At 66.1% G+C, this 18,935-nt stretch carries 16 protein-coding genes and 1 pseudogene; 6 read left to right on the top strand and 11 right to left on the bottom strand.

The window, feature by feature from the left end; genetic code table 11:
* Positions 1–34 precede the first annotated feature (34 nt).
* From G6N68_RS04675 to G6N68_RS31955, 3 genes and pseudogenes are all read left to right on the top strand, one after another.
* Complete coding sequence (locus tag G6N68_RS04675) at positions 35–313, top strand: DUF1490 family protein (RefSeq protein ID WP_069422351.1); 279 nt, start codon at positions 35–37, stop codon at positions 311–313.
* Position 314: 1 nt separating this feature from the next.
* Positions 315–2,510, top strand: a complete 2,196-nt coding sequence (gene ctpC, locus G6N68_RS04670; RefSeq protein WP_163708501.1) for a manganese-exporting P-type ATPase CtpC — start codon at positions 315–317, stop codon at positions 2,508–2,510.
* Positions 2,510–2,600 (top strand): annotated as a pseudogene (locus tag G6N68_RS31955) (2-isopropylmalate synthase); the annotation flags it as partial. The gene ctpC and the pseudogene G6N68_RS31955, both read left to right, overlap by 1 nt.
* A gap of 9 nt (positions 2,601–2,609) precedes the next feature.
* Here the strand turns inward: G6N68_RS31955 and G6N68_RS04665 are convergent.
* The 3 genes from G6N68_RS04665 to G6N68_RS04655 all read right to left on the bottom strand — a co-directional run bounded on the left by G6N68_RS04665 (position 2,610) and on the right by G6N68_RS04655 (position 6,447).
* On the bottom strand, positions 2,610–3,980 hold the full coding sequence (locus G6N68_RS04665) for a PPE family protein (protein WP_163708496.1): 1,371 nt from the start codon (positions 3,978–3,980) through the stop codon (positions 2,610–2,612).
* A 49-nt stretch (positions 3,981–4,029) separates the two neighbouring features.
* Positions 4,030–5,436: a PPE family protein, SVP subgroup gene (locus G6N68_RS04660; RefSeq protein ID WP_163708492.1), complete on the bottom strand. Its 1,407-nt coding sequence runs from the start codon at positions 5,434–5,436 to the stop codon at positions 4,030–4,032.
* A gap of 342 nt (positions 5,437–5,778) precedes the next feature.
* Positions 5,779–6,447: a cation diffusion facilitator family transporter gene (locus tag G6N68_RS04655; protein WP_163718168.1), complete on the bottom strand. Its 669-nt coding sequence runs from the start codon at positions 6,445–6,447 to the stop codon at positions 5,779–5,781.
* 119 nt (positions 6,448–6,566) lie between these two features.
* On the opposite strand from G6N68_RS04655, the gene G6N68_RS04650 reads away from it, so the two are divergent.
* Together G6N68_RS04650 and G6N68_RS04645 are read left to right on the top strand one after the other, a co-directional pair.
* Complete coding sequence (locus G6N68_RS04650) at positions 6,567–7,763, top strand: CoA transferase (protein WP_163708489.1); 1,197 nt, start codon at positions 6,567–6,569, stop codon at positions 7,761–7,763.
* Between the two features lie 277 nt (positions 7,764–8,040).
* Complete coding sequence (locus tag G6N68_RS04645; RefSeq protein ID WP_163708486.1) at positions 8,041–10,302, top strand: SulP family inorganic anion transporter; 2,262 nt, start codon at positions 8,041–8,043, stop codon at positions 10,300–10,302.
* A gap of 33 nt (positions 10,303–10,335) precedes the next feature.
* On the opposite strand, the gene G6N68_RS04640 is transcribed toward G6N68_RS04645, so the two are convergent.
* The 6 genes from G6N68_RS04640 to G6N68_RS04615 form a co-directional block, all read right to left on the bottom strand.
* Entirely contained in the window at positions 10,336–10,776 is a 441-nt protein-coding gene (locus tag G6N68_RS04640) for a response regulator (RefSeq protein WP_069422441.1), read from the bottom strand.
* On the bottom strand, positions 10,773–12,308 hold the full coding sequence (locus G6N68_RS04635) for a sensor histidine kinase (protein ID WP_163718166.1): 1,536 nt from the start codon (positions 12,306–12,308) through the stop codon (positions 10,773–10,775). Before G6N68_RS04635 ends, G6N68_RS04640 begins: the two co-directional genes overlap by 4 nt.
* 68 nt (positions 12,309–12,376) lie before the next feature.
* Positions 12,377–13,567, bottom strand: a complete 1,191-nt coding sequence (locus G6N68_RS04630; protein WP_163708483.1) for a PP2C family protein-serine/threonine phosphatase — start codon at positions 13,565–13,567, stop codon at positions 12,377–12,379.
* A 271-nt stretch (positions 13,568–13,838) separates the two neighbouring features.
* A complete protein-coding gene (locus G6N68_RS04625; protein ID WP_163708480.1) occupies positions 13,839–15,008 on the bottom strand; it encodes an acyl-CoA dehydrogenase in 1,170 nt (389 codons plus the stop codon).
* Between the two features lie 22 nt (positions 15,009–15,030).
* A complete protein-coding gene (purE, locus tag G6N68_RS04620; RefSeq protein WP_163708476.1) occupies positions 15,031–15,555 on the bottom strand; it encodes a 5-(carboxyamino)imidazole ribonucleotide mutase in 525 nt (174 codons plus the stop codon).
* Positions 15,548–16,753, bottom strand: a complete 1,206-nt coding sequence (locus G6N68_RS04615) for a 5-(carboxyamino)imidazole ribonucleotide synthase (RefSeq protein WP_163708473.1) — start codon at positions 16,751–16,753, stop codon at positions 15,548–15,550. Before G6N68_RS04615 ends, purE begins: the two co-directional genes overlap by 8 nt.
* A 99-nt stretch (positions 16,754–16,852) precedes the next feature.
* Here G6N68_RS04615 and G6N68_RS04610 point away from each other — a divergent pair, with 99 nt between their 5' ends.
* Positions 16,853–17,548 (top strand): GtrA family protein, encoded by a 696-nt coding sequence (locus tag G6N68_RS04610; RefSeq protein WP_163708471.1) that lies wholly within the window; start codon positions 16,853–16,855, stop codon positions 17,546–17,548.
* Here G6N68_RS04610 and G6N68_RS04605 read toward each other — a convergent pair.
* Both G6N68_RS04605 and G6N68_RS04600 read right to left on the bottom strand, forming a co-directional pair.
* On the bottom strand, positions 17,503–18,027 hold the full coding sequence (locus G6N68_RS04605; protein ID WP_163708468.1) for a PH domain-containing protein: 525 nt from the start codon (positions 18,025–18,027) through the stop codon (positions 17,503–17,505). The two genes, G6N68_RS04610 and G6N68_RS04605, sit on opposite strands and share 46 nt — an antisense overlap.
* A 17-nt stretch (positions 18,028–18,044) precedes the next feature.
* A complete protein-coding gene (locus G6N68_RS04600) occupies positions 18,045–18,875 on the bottom strand; it encodes a biotin--[acetyl-CoA-carboxylase] ligase (RefSeq protein WP_163708465.1) in 831 nt (276 codons plus the stop codon).
* Positions 18,876–18,935 lie beyond the last annotated feature (60 nt).

The following is an 18,935-nucleotide window of genomic DNA, read 5'->3' as shown; positions in this document are numbered from 1 at the left end:
GTTAACCCAGAACTCAGCAGGAAGGTTTCGCGCGATGGCATTCCAGGCGCTCCTAGGGAAGGCGGCAGCGACGGTGGTCACCGGTCTGGTCGGGGTGACCGCCTACGAGGCCTTGAAAAAGGGCCTCGCCAAGGCGCCGCTGCACCAGACTGCGGTAACGGCGGCGGAACTGGGTCTGCGCGGAACCCGCAAGGCCGAGGAAGCCGCGGAATCGGCCCGGCTCAAAATCGCCGACGTGATGGCCGAGGCTCGCGAGCGCATCGGCGAGGAGGCGCCCACTCCAGCCGTCGGCGTGCACGAGCACGATCACTGATATGTCGCTCGCGCTGGTCCCCGACGTCGCCGATTCGGACGATCCGACCTTGGAGGTGGTTTCCGACGCTGCCGGGCGAATGCGCGTCCGAGTGCCGTGGGTGCGCTCGGATTCGCGGCGCGCGGTCGCGGTCGAAGAGGCCGTCGCCAAGGAGGACGGTGTGCGCGTCGTGCATGCTTACCCGCGCACCGGGTCGGTCGTGGTCTGGTATTCGCCCAAGCGCTGTGACCGCGCGGCGGTCCTGGCCGCCATCGGCCGCGCCGCGCACGTTGCCGCCGATCTGATTCCAACCCGCGCCCCGCATTCGTCGGAAATCCGCAACGCGGACGTGCTGCGCATGGTCATCGGGGGCGCGGCGTTAGCGCTGTTGGGCGTCCGGCGATACGTGTTCGCGCGACCACCACTGCTCGGGCCCAGCGGTCGCACGGTCGCCACCGGCGTCACGATCTTCACCGGATACCCCTTCCTGCGCGGGGCGTTTCGCTCGGTCGGCTCGGGGAAGCTCGGCACCGACGCACTGGTCTCGGCGGCGACGATCGCCAGCCTGATCCTGCGGGAGAACGTCGTCGCGCTCACCGTGCTGTGGCTGCTCAACATCGGCGAATATCTGCAGGATCTGACGCTGCGGCGGACCCGCCGGGCGATTTCGGAGTTGCTGCGCGGCAACCAAGACACCACCTGGATCCGACTGACTGATCCTGCCGGGGGGCCCGACGCCGTCACGGAGGTCCAGGTGGCCACCGATTCGGTGCAGATCGGCGACGAGGTGGTCGTCCACGACCACGTTGCGATCCCAGTCGACGGCGAAGTGGTCGAGGGCGAGGCGGTGGTCAACCAGTCCGCGATCACCGGCGAGAACTTGCCGGTCAGCATCACGGCGGGCCAGCACGTGCACGCCGGTTCGGTGGTGGAGCGCGGCCGTCTGGTGGTGCGCGCCGAAGCGGTCGGCAAGCAGACCACCATCGGGCGCATCATCGCCCGAGTCGAGGAGGCACAACACGACCGGGCACCGATCCAGACGGTCGGCGAGACCTTCTCCCGCCGCTTCGTGCCCACCTCATTCATCCTGTCGGGCCTGACCCTGCTGGTGACCGGCGACGTCCGGCGCGCGATGACCATGCTGTTGATCGCCTGCCCATGCGCGGTCGGGCTGTCCACGCCGACGGCCATCAGCGCCGCGATCGGAAACGGCGCGCGCCGCGGCATCCTGATCAAGGGCGGTTCGCACCTCGAGCAGGCGGGCCGGGTGGACGCGATCGTGTTCGACAAGACCGGCACCCTGACCGTCGGGCGGCCCGTCGTGACCAATATCGTTTCCTTGCACAAGGATTGGGAGCCCGAGCAGGTGCTGGCCTATGCCGCCAGCTCGGAGATCCACTCTCGTCACCCGCTGGCCGAAGCCGTCATCCGCTCGACCGAGGAACGCCACATCACGATTCCCCCGCACGAGGAGTGCGAGGTGCTGGTGGGTCTGGGTATGCGGACCTGGGCCGACGGCCGGACCCTGCTGCTGGGCAGTCCCGGACTGCTGCGGGCCGAGAAGATCCGGGTGTCCAAGAGGGCGTCGGAGTGGGTCGACAAACTGCGCGCCCAGGCCGAGACGCCACTGCTGTTGACGGTGGACGGCAAGCTGGTGGGGCTGATCAGCCTGCGCGACGAGGTGCGGCCCGAGGCCGCCGAGGTGCTGAAGAAGCTGCGGGCCAACGGCGTTCGCCGGATTGTCATGCTCACCGGGGACCATCCCGACATCGCCAAGGTGGTGGCCGAGGAGCTGAAGATCGACGAGTGGCGCGCCGAGGTGATGCCCGAGGACAAGCTCGAGGTGGTGCGGGAACTGCAAAACGACGGCTACGTCGTGGGGATGGTCGGCGACGGCATCAACGACGCCCCGGCGCTGGCCGCCGCGGACATCGGGATCGCCATGGGCCTGGCCGGCACGGATGTCGCCGTCGAGACCGCCGACGTCGCACTGGCCAACGACAACCTGCACCGCCTACTGGATGTGCGGGATTTGGGGGCCCGGGCCGTAGACGTCATCCGGCAGAACTACGGCATGTCGATCGCCGTCAACGCGGCCGGTCTGCTGATCGGGGCGGGCGGCGCGCTGTCGCCGGTGCTGGCTGCGATCCTGCACAACGCTTCGTCAGTTGCCGTGGTGGCCAACAGTTCTCGGCTGATCCGGTACCGCCTCGACTAGTGGCGATCGCAAGCGCGGCGCAGCCGGGCGAAGCGGGTCGCCACCATCGGGCCAGTGGCGATCGCAAGCGCGGCGCAGCCGGGCGAAGCGGCGACTGATCTACGCGCCGAACGAGATTTCGAGCAGCATTTTCTTCTGCTCGGTGTAGTCCTGTTCACTAAGCAGTCCGGCGGCGCGCTGTTCGGCGAGCTGGCGGATCGCGGCGGCGACGCCGGTCATGACGGTCCGCGGCGCGGGTACGGCCTCGACGTCGTCGGTTGGTGTGTCCTCGGTGCGACCGGTGAACCACGCCGGCCTGGCGTTCGCCTCCGTGTTCGCGGCGGCCGGCGGGCCGGCCAGCGCCTGTGCGGCCATGGCGGCAGTCGCCGTCTCGTTCAATGTGTTCGCCTGGCCCAACTCAGCTTCCGGCGCCGCCGCCGCGTCCGTGCTCGGCAGCGGTGCGGTCAGCGCGGTCGGGCGGATCTCGGGCTCGCCATCAGCGATTCGAGTCCAGCTCGGCGGCACCGTCAACCTTCCGACCGCGTTCGCCCCACCGAAGAGCGCTGACGTCGTCGGTGCCGGAAGCCCGCTGGAAGGTGTCCCCAGAAGGGGAGCCACAAACGGCTCCACAGGTGCCGATCCGGTACCCGGAAAGAGTTCCGTCCCGTCCAGGCCGCTGAGAGCCTCATCGTCCTCGGCACCCGAAACCGTGGTGAATATGGCGAGAGGAAAGTCCCCGAATGAGCCGAGCACGTCTGCCGGCACTAGCGCCACAAGGGCCAGTGCGTCGATTGGCGAAAGGAAAAGAAGCCCGACCAGGACCAGCAGGAGTTCAAGCTGCTCGAACTCAGCCGGTACCGCCATTGCGGACAACGCCTGCGGCACAACCGACATCGCATCTTGCGCAGCGCCGGCAAAGGTGCCGATCTGGCTGATCGCGGCTGCTTGGCCGGCCGTCCCGGCCGGGTCGGTGTTCTGGTGCGGAGAGGCAAACGGAGTCAGCACGGTCGCGACTGCTGACGAAGCTGCGTAGTTGTACATCGCCAGGCTGTCCTGCGCCCACATCTCGGCGTAAAGCGCCTCGGTGGCCGCGATGGCTGGCGTGTTCTGTCCCAAAAAATTAGTCGCCACCAGCGCCGCCAGCAGGCTGCGGTTGGCGGCGATCTCCGGTGGCGGCACCGTGGCCGCGAACGCCGCCTCGTAGGCGGCGACCGCTGTCCATGCTTGGGCGGCGGTCTGCTCAGCCCGCGCAGCGGTGGCGCTCAGCCATTCCACATACGACTCGGCCGCTGTGCGCATCGCCGCGGCCGACGGACCCGACCAAGCCCCTTCGGTGAGTTCGGACACCGTGGACTGATATCCGGAGATTGTTATGTGCAGCTCGTCGGCCAAGCTGTCCCAGGCCTGCGCAGCGGCCAGCATCGGCCCCGCTCCCGGACCGGTGTACATCCGACCGGAGTTGATCTCCGGCGGATAGATCCCGAAATCCACTGTTGCGCATACCTCTTCTTGACAGCCGCTGCCTTCGTCGGACGACGGTTCAGCGACCGAGCAGGCGGTTCTTCTGCTCGGTGAATTCCTCGTCGGTCAAAATCCCCTCGTCGCGGAGCTTGGCGAATTCACGTAGCTCAGCCGCGACTCCGGTGACCACAGCCCGAGGCTTGTCGTCGGGCGCCTCGCCGTTCTCGCCAGCAGCCACATTGCCACCGGCGGTCTCGGCGGCTCTGGCGCGAGCGGGCGCCGCTGTTTTCTTCGCCCCCTTGCCGCCGCCCAAGCCCACGCCGGGGCCGAGGAATCCGGCCATGGCGCCCCCGGCCATGCCCGCGAGTGCCATCTCACCGAGCGAGCTGCCCGAACCGGCTCCCGGCGCTGGCGCGGCGGTGGCCTTGACTGCAGCATCACTCAACGCCGGCAGCGTGTACGAGACGGGGCGGACCGCTGGAGTGGCGATGGTCCACGTCGGTGGCACGGATAACGCCCCAACTCCCTTCGCTTCACCCAGATTGGCCGAGATACTCCCTGACGACACCGCCCCCGGCGGCATGTTGCGCACCGGCGCCGTAAGCGGCTTAACGTCCGGTTCCGGCTCAATGGTCGCGAGGGGTTCCACGCCCTCCAAGTCGCTGAGGATCTCGTCGGTGTGAACACCCACCATGGTGCCGAAGATGGCCACCGGAAAGTTCACGATCCCGAGCACAGCGGCGGGCACGCCGAGACCCAAGGTAGCGATGCCCGCTGTTACGCCGAAGACAATGGCGGACAGATCGGCCAGCACGGCCAGCACCACCAATGGGTCCTCCGCCGCCGCTGCCGGGGTCGCCGCGCTCTGCAGCGCGCCGGGCACCGCGGAGAGCGCTCGTTGGACACTGCTTTCCAGGCTGCCGGCCTGGCCAGCGGCGGCTTGCTCGGCCAAGCCGCTCGGGTCGGTGGTCTGCGGGGGTGGATTGAATGGCGTCAACGTCGTCGCCGAGGCTGACGAGGCTGCGTAGGCATACATCGCCGCCGCGTCCTGGGCCCACATCTCCGCGTACTGTGCCTCCGTGGCCGCGATGGCCTGGGTGTTTATTCCGAACACATTGGTGGCGATCAGGGTCAACAGCTGAGTGCGGTTGGCCGCCACGATAGGCGGCGGAACCGTCGCCGAAAACGCGGTTTGGTAGGCGGCGGCCGCGGCCTTTGCCTGGGCGGAGGTTTCTTCGGCTTGTGCGGCGGTGGCTCGCAACCACACCACATACGACGCGGCCGCAGCGCTCATCGACGCCGCCGACGGCCCCAACCAGGGACCGGCGGTCAATGCCGATACCGCCGCTTGGTACGAACTCGCGGCCGACTGCAGTCCGGCGGCGAGCGCAGCCCACGCCTCGGCCGCGACCAACATCGGCCCCGACCCAGGGCCGGCATACATCCGGGCCGAATTGATCTCAGGCGGATAGCTCCCGAAATCCATGGCTACGTTGCTCCTCGACGCACCTTGGTCGGCCTGAAGTCATCGCGCCGCTCCCGGTGCTGTGACCCGACGACCCCCTCCGAAAGGCCCACCATACATCGCCCGGGTAGTTCGCGCGCCCCAACGAAGATGGGACTTATCCCACACATATTGCCTGCTCAGGCAGTCGGTAGGCGTGCATGGGCATGGCATCCGCGGCGACCCGGCAGACATTAGGTATTTGCGTAGGCGCAACGATCTGCGGGTGGCGCCACGACGCCGGGCGTTGACACTGCGTCCAGGGCGACAAAATGCGAGAAATGACCGCCCTCAGCGCAGTCTCAACGAAGGGTCATGCCACACCTAGCAGCAGTCTTGGCCGCGCCAGGCTCGAACACCCTGCCATACGGCGACACACGCAATGGCCAACCCGATCGCGGGATCTACCCACCAACCGCCGGACCAGAGCGCAGTGAGCGCGAGAGTGAGCAAGACCCCCGCAGCCTGCGCCGCGCAAAGGTAGTTCTGGGTGCCGCTGCCCTCGGTTGCCCCCGACCTCAGTCGCGCGCCCAGTTTGTGGTTGGCCCGGCCGAGCATCGGCATCGCGACCAGCGCCACGGAGGTCAACACGATGCCGATCACCGACGTCTCGACGCGTTGCGCGTCAGCCAGATGATGGATCGATTCGGCGGCGACGTACGGGGCGGTCAGCCAGAAAGACACGGCGACCCCGCGTTGGGCGTGTCGCTCGGCGGTCGCCGACACCGTGCGGTCGCCGGTGAAGCGCCACAACACCATGGCGCTGGCCAACCCCTCGGCGAAGCCGCCCAGCGCCCACCCGGTCAACGCGATGGAGCCGACCGACAGGCCTTGCCACAGCCCCAAGACCCCCTCGACGAGGAGCATGGTGAGGCTGATCCACGCCAGCCGGCGCGCCCACAGTGCGTTGCGGTGCCAGTCGTCGCCATGCCCGTGTTCATGCCCATGTCCATGGCAACAGGTGTCAGCCGATAGCTCCACGGGCGACGGCATGTCCACCCAGACGATGGTAGAGGCAAGACGGACCAAAACCTCGATGAATGCCTGTGGTTAATCTGACTGACAGTTTGCGGTCATCGCGGACCGCAGCACTGACTCCGAAAGGCTCGTCGATGCCGAACAGCAACGCCGCCAAACCACTTGACGGGTTCCGCGTCCTCGATTTCACGCAGAACGTGGCCGGCCCGCTCGCCGGGCAGGTGTTGGCCGACCTGGGCGCCGAAGTGATCAAGGTCGAGGCCCCCACCGGCGAGGCGGCCCGGCACATCACCTCGGTGCTGCCCGGACGCCCACCGCTGGCAACGTATTTTCTGCCGAACAACCGGGGCAAGAAGTCGGTGTCGGTGGACCTGACCAACGACGAGGGCAAGCAGCAGATCCTGCGCCTGGCCGAGACCGCTGACGTGGTCCTGGAAGGGTTTCGCCCGGGCGTCATGGAACGGCTGGGCCTGGGGCCGGACGCCTTACAGGCGCGCAACCCCAAGCTGATCTACGCACGCCTGTCGGCGTACGGCGGCAACGGCCCGCACGGCAGCCGACCGGGCGTCGATCTGATGGTCGCGGCCGAGGCCGGAATGTCCACCGGCATGCCCACGCCGGACGGCAAACCGCAGATCATCCCGTTCCAGCTCGTCGACAACGCCAGTGGTCATGTGCTGGCTCAGGCGGTGCTGGCCGCGCTGCTCAACCGCGAGCGTCATGGCGTGGCCGACGTCGTCCGGGTTGCCATGTATGACGTCGCGGTGAGCCTGCAAGCCAATCAGCTGACCGTCCATCTCAACCGCCCCAAGAACAGCAAGCCAAAGCCCGCCGGCCCGCCAAAGGAGAAGCGGCGCAAGAGCGTCGGGTTTGCCACCCAGCCCTCGGACGCCTTCCGGGCGGCCGACGGTTATCTGGTGATCAGCGCGTACGTGCCCAAACATTGGGCCAAGCTGTGTGAAATCATCGGCCGCCCCGACCTTCTGGAGGACGAGCGCTTCATCGATCAGCGAGCCCGGGCGCTGCACTATCCGGAGTTGACCGAGGAGCTGGAGGCGGCCCTGGCCAGCAAGACCGCCGCCGAGTGGGTGGAACTGCTGCACGAAGGCGGGCTGATGGCCTGCCTGGCCCACACCTGGAAAGAGGTCGTCGACACGCCGCTGTTCGCCGAGAACGAGCTCGCGCTGGAAGTGGGCGACCCCGACCCCGAGACAGGGCAAAGAATCACCCTGATCCGCACTCCAGCCCGCTACTCCTCGTTCGACGCAGCGGTTACCGAGCCGCCGCCGGACCTCGGCGAACACAACCAATTGTTTCTAGCCAAACCCTGAAATTCCCAGCGTGAACTTTGGGCATTATTTGAATTGGCCATGAATTAGGCCTCGATTCCCGGGACCACGAAAGACAGCCTGGGAAGATTTATTCAGCACCCCTGCTGGGCCGCAATAACTGCTGCTCACAGATGTGACCTGAATCGTCCAACACTTGGTAGACACCTCTTTGACAGATGACGTTCACGCCGGTCATAGAGGGTCGACGGCTTGCGGTGCCGGAACCGCCGCCGTGACCTGCTGAGACTCACTGACCGGCTCCGAGGAATCGAAAGCTATGACAACCCCTGTGAAGAACTCCGACGACGTCCCTGATACGGGTGGACAGTCGATTTTCGCCAACCTGCGGCACGACCTGCCCGCATCGCTGGTCGTTTTCCTGGTCGCGTTGCCGCTGTCGTTGGGTATTGCCATCGCCTCCGGTGCCCCGCTGGTCGCGGGCCTGATCGCCGCGGTCGTCGGCGGCATCGTCGCCGGCGCACTTGGCGGGTCCTCAGTGCAAGTCAGCGGGCCCGCCGCCGGCCTGACCGTGGTGGTGGCCGGACTGATTGATGACGTGGGCTGGCAGATGGTGTGTCTGATGACGCTGGGCGCCGGCATTCTGCAGATCGCGTTCGGTCTGAGCCGGATGGCTCGCGCCGCGCTGGCGATCGCGCCGGTGGTGGTGCACGCGATGCTGGCCGGCATCGGTATCACCATCGCTCTGCAGCAGATCCACGTCCTGGTGGGTGGTACGGCGCACAGTTCGGCTTGGGAAAACCTTGTCGCCCTTCCGGAGGGCCTGCTCAACCACGAACTGCACGAAGTGATCGTCGGCGGGACGGTCATCGCCATTCTGTTGCTGTGGACCAAGTTGCCACCCAAGGTGCGCATGATTCCCGGTGCGTTGATCGCCATCATCGTCGCGGCAGCGCTGGCAAAGGTCACCGGACTCGACGTCGATCGGATCGACCTGCAGGGCAGCTTTTTCGAGTCCCTCAGCCTGCCCGATTTCACCCCCGACATGCCAGACGGTAGTCCCTGGACACAGCACATCAGCGCCATTGTCGTGGGCGTGTTCACCATCGCCCTGATCGCCAGCGTCGAATCGCTGCTCTGCGCGGTCGGCGTCGACAAGCTGCACACCGGGCCGCGCACCGACTTCAACCGGGAAATGATCGGGCAAGGTAGCGCCAACGTGCTGTCCGGATTCCTCGGCGGGCTGCCTATCACCGGCGTGATCGTCCGGAGTTCGGCCAACGTCGCTGCCGGTGGGCGCACCCGGATGTCGGCCATCCTGCACGGTGTCTGGGTCCTGTTGTTCGCATCGATGTTCACCAACCTGGTGGAGCTCATCCCGAAGGCGGCGCTGGCCGGGCTACTCATCGTGATCGGTATCCAGCTCGTCCAACTGGCCCACGTCCAACTCGCTTGGCGCACCGGCAACTTCGTCATCTACGTCGTCACCATCGTGTGCGTGGTGTTCCTCAACCTGCTCGAGGGTGTGGCGATCGGCCTCGCGGTCGCGATCGTCTTCCTGCTCTTCCGGGTCGTCCAGGCGCCCATCGAGGCCCGGCCTGTTGGTGAAGAGAACGCCAAGCAGTGGCACATCGACATCGACGGCACCCTGAGCTTCCTGCTCCTGCCGCGACTGACCGGAGTGTTTGCGAAGGTCCCGCGAGGTGCCGATGTGACGTTGAACCTGAACGCGGACTACATCGATCACTCCATCTCCGAAGCGATCTCCGACTGGAAGACCAGCCACGAGTTGACCGGCGGATCGGTGACGATCAAAGAGACGCACATAACGATGTCCGACGCACACTCCAGTCCGCCCAAGCGTCAGTTCAAGCCGAAGTCGCCGGCAACTTCCCCCTGGATTTCGCGGCGCGACAACGGCAACGGCAACGGCGAAACGTCGGTTCGCCACGGCGTCAAGGAATATCACCGCAACGGCGTGCGAATACTGCATCACCATGTGCCCGACCTGATCGGTTCGCCGAACCCGGACACGGTGTTCCTGACCTGCGCCGACTCGCGGATCCTGCCGGACACCATCACCGCCAGCAAACCGGGTGACCTCTACATCGTCCGCAATGTGGGCAACATCGTGCCCGTCGACGCGTCCAGCCGCTCGGTCGACGCTGCGCTCGACTTCGCGGTCAATCAGCTTGGCGCGAGTACCGTTGTGGTCTGCGGACATTCGTCCTGCCGCGCGATGCAGGCACTGCTGGAGGGATTAGCCGAGGACATCGATACCCCGATAGGGCAATGGCTCGCGCAGGCGAACGAGAGTCTGGAACGATTCCGCGAGGGCCATCCAGCACGGGCCAGCGCCACCTCGAATGGCCACAACTTCAGCGACGTCGACCAGCTGGCGATCGTAAATGTGGCCGTCCAGGTGGAAAGGCTTACCGGCCACGAAGTTTTAGGCCCCGCAGTGGCGGCCGGCGACGTGCAAGTCCTGGGCATGTTCTTCGATTTCCAGACTGTGCACGTCCACGAGGTGGACGCGAACGGCCTGGTCGAGAGCGACGAACACGTGGGGCAGCCCTCGTAAAGCCCTGATTCCCAGGGCAGGTCAGGAATTTGGTCAGCCGTTGGGCAGCCGCACGACCTGCAGGAAGAACTCGTCGATCTGCCGGACGGCCGTCATGAACTGGTCGAGGTCGACCGGCTTGGTGACGTAAGCGTTGGCGTGCAGGTTGTAACTGCGCAGGATGTCCTCCTCCGCCGAGGACGTGGTGAGGACTACCACCGGGATGCGACAAAGGTCGGGATCCGACTTGATCTTCTGCAGCAGGTGCCGCCCGTCGTACTTCGGCAGATTCAGATCGAGCAGGATCAGATCCGGCCGGGGCGCATGCTGGTACGCGCCGCGTTGGTAGAGGTAGTTCAGCCCCTCCTCGCCATCGTGGGCAACATGCAGCCTGTTCTTCAATTTGTTGTGCTCGAACGCTTCTCGAGTGATGAGCTCATCACCGGGGTCGTCTTCGACGAGCAAGATGTCGATGGCACGGCCGGGGGCTGTCATTGGTGTGCTCCTTCTGTGGTGGCGTATTGGTCTGGGGCGGACCTCACAATGGAGTCCGCAACCGGCAGGGTGAACTCAAAGCGGGTGCCGTCGGTGTACGACGTGTCGATCCAGACGTGTCCGCCGTGATGCTCGACGATCTTCTTGCACATCGCCAAGCCCAGCCCCGTTCCGCTGTAGGCATCGCGACCGTGCAGCCGCTGGAAAATGACAAAGACCTTTTCGACGAAGTCCTCCGGAATGCCGATGCCGTTGTCGGACACGCTCAGCACCCATTGGTCGTTGCGGTCACCGGTGCCTTGCCGACAGTCGACGACGATGTGCGGCGCAACACCTTCGCGCCGGAATTTCACCGCGTTGCCAATCAGGTTCTGCCACAACATCGTCAGCAACGTCGGGTCGCCCATCAACTCCGGTAGCCGCTTCGGGCGGGTGATCTGGGCGCCGGACTCCTCGATCGCGGTGGACAGATTGGCGACGGCACTGTCCAGTGTGGTGTCGAGGTGAACGTCGGTCCACTTGGTGTTCATCCGACCGACTCGAGAGAACGTCAGCAGGTCGTTGATGAGTACCTGCATACGTTTGGCCCCGTCGACCGCGAACGCGATGTACTCGACGCCACGCTCATCGAGCTTGTCCCCGTAGCGCCGCTCCAGCAGTTGGCAGAACGAGGCCACCTTGCGCAGCGGTTCCTGCAGATCGTGGGACGCGACGTAAGCGAATTGCTCGAGTTCGGCGTTGGAGCGCCGCAATTCCATCGTCTGTTCATCCAATAACTCCCGGGCACGGCGCGATACCTCGAGTTCATCGACGATCCGCTGCCGCATGTTCTCGACGTCGATGGCGATGCCGCGAATGTCTTTGGGACGCCGTGGGGGCGTGATCTTTTCGCCGAAGTTGCCTTCGGTGATCCGGCGGCAGGCCGCGGCCAGCGCGGCGAGCGGTTGCGTCACCGCCCGTCGGGTCAACAGACCCAAGAGCAATGCCGTCGCGATGAACACCAGCACCATTGCGCCCAGCACCCGGTTGCGCCAGTTGTTGATGCGGGTGAGTTCATCGGCGGCATCCTGCCGGGCCGCCACCAAGTGCGCACTTTGCGCATCGAAAAGCGTTCGCAGCTGGTCGAATTCGACCTTGCCGCGGGACGCGGTCTCAGCGCTGACGACGTCGGGCGCGTTGGGCTTGACCTGTTTGATCACCGGCTCGGCATAGTTGTCTCGCCAATCGGCGGCGGCAGCTTCGATGGCGTCCAGATCGGCGATCAGATCGGGTCGGTGCGCCAGTCGCTGCCGAATGTCCTCGGCCGCCACGCGCTCGGACCGTTGACCGTCGTAGTAGGGACTGAGGAACTGCGGATCCGCCGAAATCAGGTAGCCGCGCACCCCGGTTTCCTGGTCACGCAGCGCCACCTGTAGTTGGGCAGCGGCCGCCCGTGCCGGCTGGATGTCGTCGACCAACGCACGGGAGACCTCGTCGGTGCGATTCAGCAACAACGTACCGGCCACCGCTCCGGCGAGCACCAGCACGCCCATCGTCGACAGCAAGAAAGCCTGCCAGCCCCGCACCGTGAGGTTTGATCCCGACGGCAGGCCCACGCGACTCACCTCGGGGTCCGCTCCACGCGCAGCACGGCGATGTCGTCGGTGAGTCCTCCGTGGGTCTGGGCGCGCCCCTGCGCCGCGTCGATGAGCGCGTCGACGAAGGCCGGACCGGACAATGCGACGTGTCGGCGCGCCAACTCCAGCAGCCCACCCTCGCCGAGCCGTTCGCGGCCACGCCCCGCATAGCCTTCGTAGAGGCCGTCGGTCAGCAGCAGCAGGCTGCAACCGACCGGCAAGTCCACCTCATGCTGCGGCCAGCCGTCGGAATGCAAACCCAACGCGGGGCCGGCCGGCGGCTCCACCCACTCCACGCTGCCGAGACCGTGCAGCAACATTCCCGGGTGCCCGGCGCGGATCGCGGTGACTCGAGGGCTGTCGGGGTCGATCGTCAGGCTGAGCACCGTGGCGAAGATCCCCGCGCCGGTCCGCTCGGCGTGTAGCACCCGTTCGAGTTGTCGCATCAGGTCGACCCCGTGTACGCCGGCCAAGGTGAGCGCGCGCCAAGCGATGCGCAGCGCTGCACCCAGCGCCGCCTCGTTGGGACCGTGCCCGGCCACGTCGCCGATCAGGACATGCACGATGCGATCCGGCGTCTGGACGACGTCGTAGAAGTCGCCGCACAACAAGGCGTCCTCGCGGCTGGGCCGGTAGCGGGCCACGATGTCGACACCGGGGTCGTCGAGCAGCAGCGGGGAGGGCAACAAGCCGCGCTCGAGTAGCGCATTCTCGCGGGCCCGAAGCTGGGTGGCATGCAGGTCCGCCGCGATTAGTTCCGCGCGTTTGCGTTCGATGGCATACAGCACCGCACGACGCAGCATCTCAGGCTCGACACGCCCTTTGACCAGGTAATCCTGGGCGCCCGCGGCGACCGCGGAAGCCCCGAAGTATTCGTCGTTGAGCCCGGTCAGCACGACTATCGGGACCGTGGCGTCGAACTTGGCGATGCGGTCGAGGGCATCGATCCCTTTGGCATCCGGCAGGTTCAGGTCGAGCAGCACACAGTCGGGCCGGGCCGATGCCAGCTCACGCTCGGCATGGGCCATCGATGGCGCCCACACCACCCGGATATCGGCGACCGCGTTGCTGACCAGGTCTTCGACCAGCACCGCGTCGCCCCGATCGTCCTCGACCAGCAGCAACACCAGCGACTTCAAGGCCGATGCCTGCACAAGGGGTCCACGCACCTGCATCAGCTCCTGGTGACCCGGGGATGCGCGTACGCAACTAGGTCGTTCACTAGTACCCCCTGGACAACCGCTGGGCGGCTAAGACTATCGCGATGCGTGGTGGCGTCCACAGCACAGCCGACGGGTTGAAGGAGCGGGCCGACGCGTCGCGTCTTCCCGAATAACTGCTGATCGCGCGGCCTTGGTTCTAAAGCCTAGAGATGGATCGTATGCGCACGGGCGTACCTTTTCGCCGAGTTCGTGAAAGTGCCGCGCCGGAAAGCTCGAACCGAACTCAACGGAGCAGTGCTCGTGACATCACCACTCGTTGAATCTGGTTGGTGCCTTCATAAATCTGGGTGATTTTGGCGTCCCGCATCATGCGTTCTACTGGGAAGTCAACCGTATACCCTGCGCCCCCGAACAGCTGAACCGCGTCGGTGGTGACCTCCATCGCGACATCCGAAGCCATGCACTTCGAGGCCGCCGAGATGAAGCCCAGGTTGCTTTCACCGCGCTCGGCGCGAGCGGCGGCGGCGTAGACCATCAGTCGGGCGGCCTCCACCTTCATGGCCATGTCGGCGATCATGAACTGCACCGCCTGGAAGCTGCTGATCGACTGCGCGAACTGCTTGCGGTCCTTGGTGTAGGCAATGGCAGCGTCGAGCGCCCCCTGCGCGATACCCACCGCCTGGGCACCGATGGTCGGTCGGGTGTGATCCAGGGTCTTCAGCGCCGTCTTGAAGCCGGTGCCGGGTTCTCCGATGATCCGGTCGCCCGGGATCCGACAGTCCTCGAAGTACAGTTCGGTGGTGGGCGATCCCTTGATGCCCAGCTTGCGCTCTTTGGGGCCGACGGTGAAGCCAGGGTCGTCCTTGTGCACTATGAACGCCGAGATGCCGTTGGCACCCAGGTCGGCGTCGGTCACGGCCATCACGGTGTACCAGGTCGACTTGCCGCCGTTGGTGATCCAGCACTTCGCACCGTTGAGCACCCAGTCGTCGCCGTCGCGCTTGGCGCGGGTGCGCATCGAGGCGGCATCCGAACCCGCCTCACGCTCACTGAGGGCGTAGGAAGCCATCGCGGTCCCGTCTGAGACCGAGGGCAGCACCTGCTTCTTCAGCTCGTCGGAGCCACTGAGAATCAGGCCCATGGTGCCCAGCTTGTTGACGGCCGGGATGAGCGAAGCGGACGCGTCGACGCGGGCGACCTCCTCGATGACAATGCACGCCGCCACCGAATCGGCACCTTGCCCGCCATACTCCTCGGGCACGTGCACGGCGTTGAATCCCGAAGCGTTCAGGGCGTCCAGCGCCTCTTGCGGGAAGCGGGAGTTTTCGTCCACGTCGGCGGCGTGGGGGGCGATTTCCTTTTCCGCCAGCGCGCGGATCGCCGCGCGCAACTCCTGGTGTTCCTCCGGCAGTTGGAACAAATCGAACGACGGGTTTCCGGCCCATCCAGCCATCTCGAGACCTCCTAGCCTCTTGCTACTCGCCGGTAACTTTACCGTGCAACTGCTGCAGCGCCGCATCCTTCGCGCGCACCGTCTCAGCGAGCTGGTCTTGGAAGGCGGTGATCCGGGCCCGCAGCTCTGGGTCGGACGCGCCCAGCATCCGCACCGCCAGCAAACCCGCGTTGCGGGCTCCGCCGATCGACACCGTGGCCACCGGAACACCGGCGGGCATCTGCACGATCGACAGCAGGGAATCCAGGCCGTCGAGCCGGCTCAACGGCACCGGCACCCCGATCACCGGAAGCGACGTCGCCGAGGCGACCATTCCCGGCAAGTGCGCCGCGCCCCCCGCGCCGGCGATGATCACCTCGAGGCCCCGGTCGGCCGCGGTTCGCGCGTAATCGAACATGACATCGGGAGTGCGGTGCGCCGACACCACCCTGACCTCGGCGGGAACGTCGAATTCGGCCAGCGCTGCGGCGGCGTCCTGCATCACCGACCAGTCGCTGTCGCTGCCCATGATGACCCCGACCCGGGGCCCGCTGGGTCCGTTAGCCATGTGGATCCCATCCGTCCGTCCATTCTGCGTGCGACAACCAGTGTGCCGCCCGTTCCGCGCGCTCTCGAAGTGCGGGCAGGTCATGCGCGTCCCCGCCGAGAAAGTTGATGTGTCCCACCTTGCGGCCTGGCCGTTCGGCTTTGCCGTACAGGTGCACCCGTGCGTCGGGCATCCGGGCAAATAGGTGGTGCAGCCGCTCGTCGACCGACATGGCGGGCGTCTCGGCGGCGCCCAGCACGTTGGCCATCACGGTCACCGGCGCGATGGGGTCGGTGCTGCCCAGCGGATAGTCGAGCACCGCGCGCAGGTGCTGCTCGAACTGGCTGGTGCGGGAACCGTCCATGGTCCAGTGCCCGGAGTTGTGCGGGCGCATAGCGAGTTCGTTGATAAGCAATTCGCCGTCGGTGGTCTCGAACAACTCGACCGCCAGCACGCCGACGACGCCAAGCTGGTCGGCCAGCCGCAAGGCCAGCTGCTGCGCCGAGGCGGCGACCTCCTCGGCCAAGTTGGGCGCGGGCGCGATCACCTGGACACAGATGCCGTCCTGCTGCACCGTCTCCACCACCGGCCACGCCGCTCCCTGGCCGAACGGCGAGCGGGCGACCAGCGCCGACAATTCCCGACGCAGCTGCACCCGCTCCTCGGCCAGCACCGGCGTTCCGCCGGCCAGGTAGTCACGGGTGATGTCGCGGGCGTGCTCCAGGTCGCTGGCCAGCTGTACGCCGCGCCCGTCATAGCCGCCACGTATCGCCTTGATGACGAGCGGCACGTCGAGGCGCCCGGCGAAGTCGTCCAGATCGTCGAGGCTCTCGATGGCGCGGTAGCGCGGCACCGGGGCGCCCAGTTCTTCCAAGCTTTTGCGCATCACGAGTTTGTCCTGGGCATGCACCAGAGCCTGCGGTGGCGGTGCCACGTTGACGCCCTCGGCGACCAGTTTTTCCAGCAGCTCGGTCGGGACGTGTTCGTGGTCGAAGGTCAACACGTGAGCGCCGGCGGCGACGCGACGCAGGTCGTCCAGGTCATCGTGCGCGCCGATCACCACGTCGGGGCTGACCTGGGCGGCCGGCTCGTCGACCGCGTTAGCCAGCACGCGTAGGGTCTGCCCCAGGGCGATCGCGGCCTGGTGGGTCATGCGGGCAAGTTGGCCGCCACCGACCATGGCTACCAGGGGGGTGCGGGGACTCGGCACGGCCATCATGGTGTCACGGCGCCTGACCGGCGTGTTTACCGGCCGGAGCGCCAAATCGTTATGTACCATTTTGCGCCGATTTCGAGATCATACGTAGACTGGCGTGCTGTGTCCTTTGCCGATGCCACAATTGCGCGCCTTCCTGGGGTCATTCAGCCCTTTGCGATGCGCCATCATGAGCTGATCAAATTTGCCATCGTCGGCGGCACCACTTTCATCATTGACTCGGCAATTTTCTTTGCGCTGAAGCTCACAATTCTCGAGCCGAAGCCGGTAACTGCCAAGGTCATCGCAGGTATCGTCGCGGTCATTGCCTCGTATGTGCTGAACCGGGAGTGGAGTTTCCGCGACCGGGGCGGCCGCGAGCGCCATCACGAAGCGCTGCTGTTCTTCGCGTTCAGCGGCGTCGGGGTGCTGCTGAGCATGGCGCCGCTGTGGGTTTCGAGCTACGTCCTGCAGCTGCGGCAGCCCATGGTGTCGCTGACCGTGGAAAACATCGCTGACTTCATCTCGGCTTACATCATCGGCAACCTGCTGCAGATGGCATTCCGCTTCTGGGCATTCCGGCGCTGGGTGTTCCCCGACCAGTTCGCCCGCAACCCCGACAAGGCACTGGAATCGGCGCTTACGGCCGGCGGTATTGCCGAGGTATTCGAGGACGCTTTAGAGGACGGCCTGGAAGCCGAGTACGACAACGGCCAAAACGGAAACGTGACGTTGTTGCGCGCCTGGCGGCGTAAGAAGGCCAGCAGGCTGAATCAGCTGGGCGACTCCTCTGAGCCCAGCGTGTCGAAGACTTCGTGATACAGCAGCGCGTGCACCTCACGTAGCCGCGGGATGTTGTAAAACTCCAACGGGTCCTGCGACGCCGATTCGATGATCAGCGTTCCGGTGCGGAAGATTCGCTCCGAAAGCTTGTCCCGGAACTCCACACTGTTGATACGCGCCAACGGAATGTCGATCCCACTGCGGGTCATGACGCCGTGGCGGTACATCACCCGTCGGTTGGTCACCACGAAATGGGTGGTGAGCCAGCTCAGGAACGGCCAAACCGTCAGCCATCCGACGATCACCAGCCAGATTCCCCAGATGACGCCGTAGAGGATGTTCTTGGTGAGCTGCGGCCACTGCGAACCGGTCCCGTTGACGACGGCGGACCCCAGGGCGGCCAGGCCGGTCACCAGGATCAGCGCCAACGCCGGCAGGATGAGGCGCTTCCAATGTGGGTGGCGGTGCAAGACCACCTGCTCGCCCTTGGCCAGTGCGTTGTCCGGATAGCCCATAGCGGTGACCCTAGACCTCAGCGCAGGTGAACGACATCACCGGCGGACACCACGACCATCTCGCCTGACTTGGCCTCGTCGGTCGCCCACGTTTCCAAGCAGAGCCGGCCTTCGTCGTCGATGTCGCGGGCGACGCCGACGACATCTTTGCCGCCCGGGAGGACGGCACGCACGCGCGAACCCAGCGTCAGGCTGCGGGCCCGATAATCGGCCATCAGCTGTGCATCCGCCCCGTGCGCGGATCGCCAGCTGGCGATCCGCCCGCCCAGTTCACGCAGCAAGTGACGAACGATGACGTGCCGGTCGGGCTCGGCGACTCCCGCATCCACCAGCGAGGCGGCGTCGGGGACGTCGCCAGGGGCCTCGTAAACATTCAGCCCTAGCCCCACGACCGCGAATGGATGGGCCACCTCGGCCAGGATCCCGGCCAGCTTTGCCATCGACCCGAAAGCGTTGGCCAGCACGTCGTTGGGCCATTTGAGGCCCGCCTCGACGGTGGTGACGGTGGCCACCGCATCGACCACGGCCAGGCCGGTGGCCAGGGACAGCCAGCCCCAACCTGCCGTCGGGACATCGTCGATCCGGACGCCCGCCGACAACGTGATCTGCGCCCGCGGTGACGCCCACCAGCTACGGCCATGCCGTCCACGTCCGGCCGTCTGATGCTCGGCGATCAACACGTGGCCGTCAATGTCGACACCGGACGCGGCCCGAGCCAACAGGTCGGCATTGGTGGAACCCGTTTCGGCGACGACATCGAGTTGGCGCCAGTAAGAGGACTTCCCTAGCACCTCGGCGCGCAGCGCCACCTGATCAAGTGGCGGCCGGAGCTGATCGCGGTCGGTCATGCGCGACTTTAACCCGGCGAGACCACGCACGCGGGTTAGGCTGCGCCCATTTCACTGTTG

This window comes from Mycobacterium bourgelatii (assembly GCF_010723575.1).
In the GTDB taxonomy this organism is placed as follows: domain Bacteria; phylum Actinomycetota; class Actinomycetes; order Mycobacteriales; family Mycobacteriaceae; genus Mycobacterium; species Mycobacterium bourgelatii.
The sequence above is the reverse complement of the archived record's forward strand: the minus strand, read 5'-3'. Positions and strand labels throughout refer to the sequence as shown.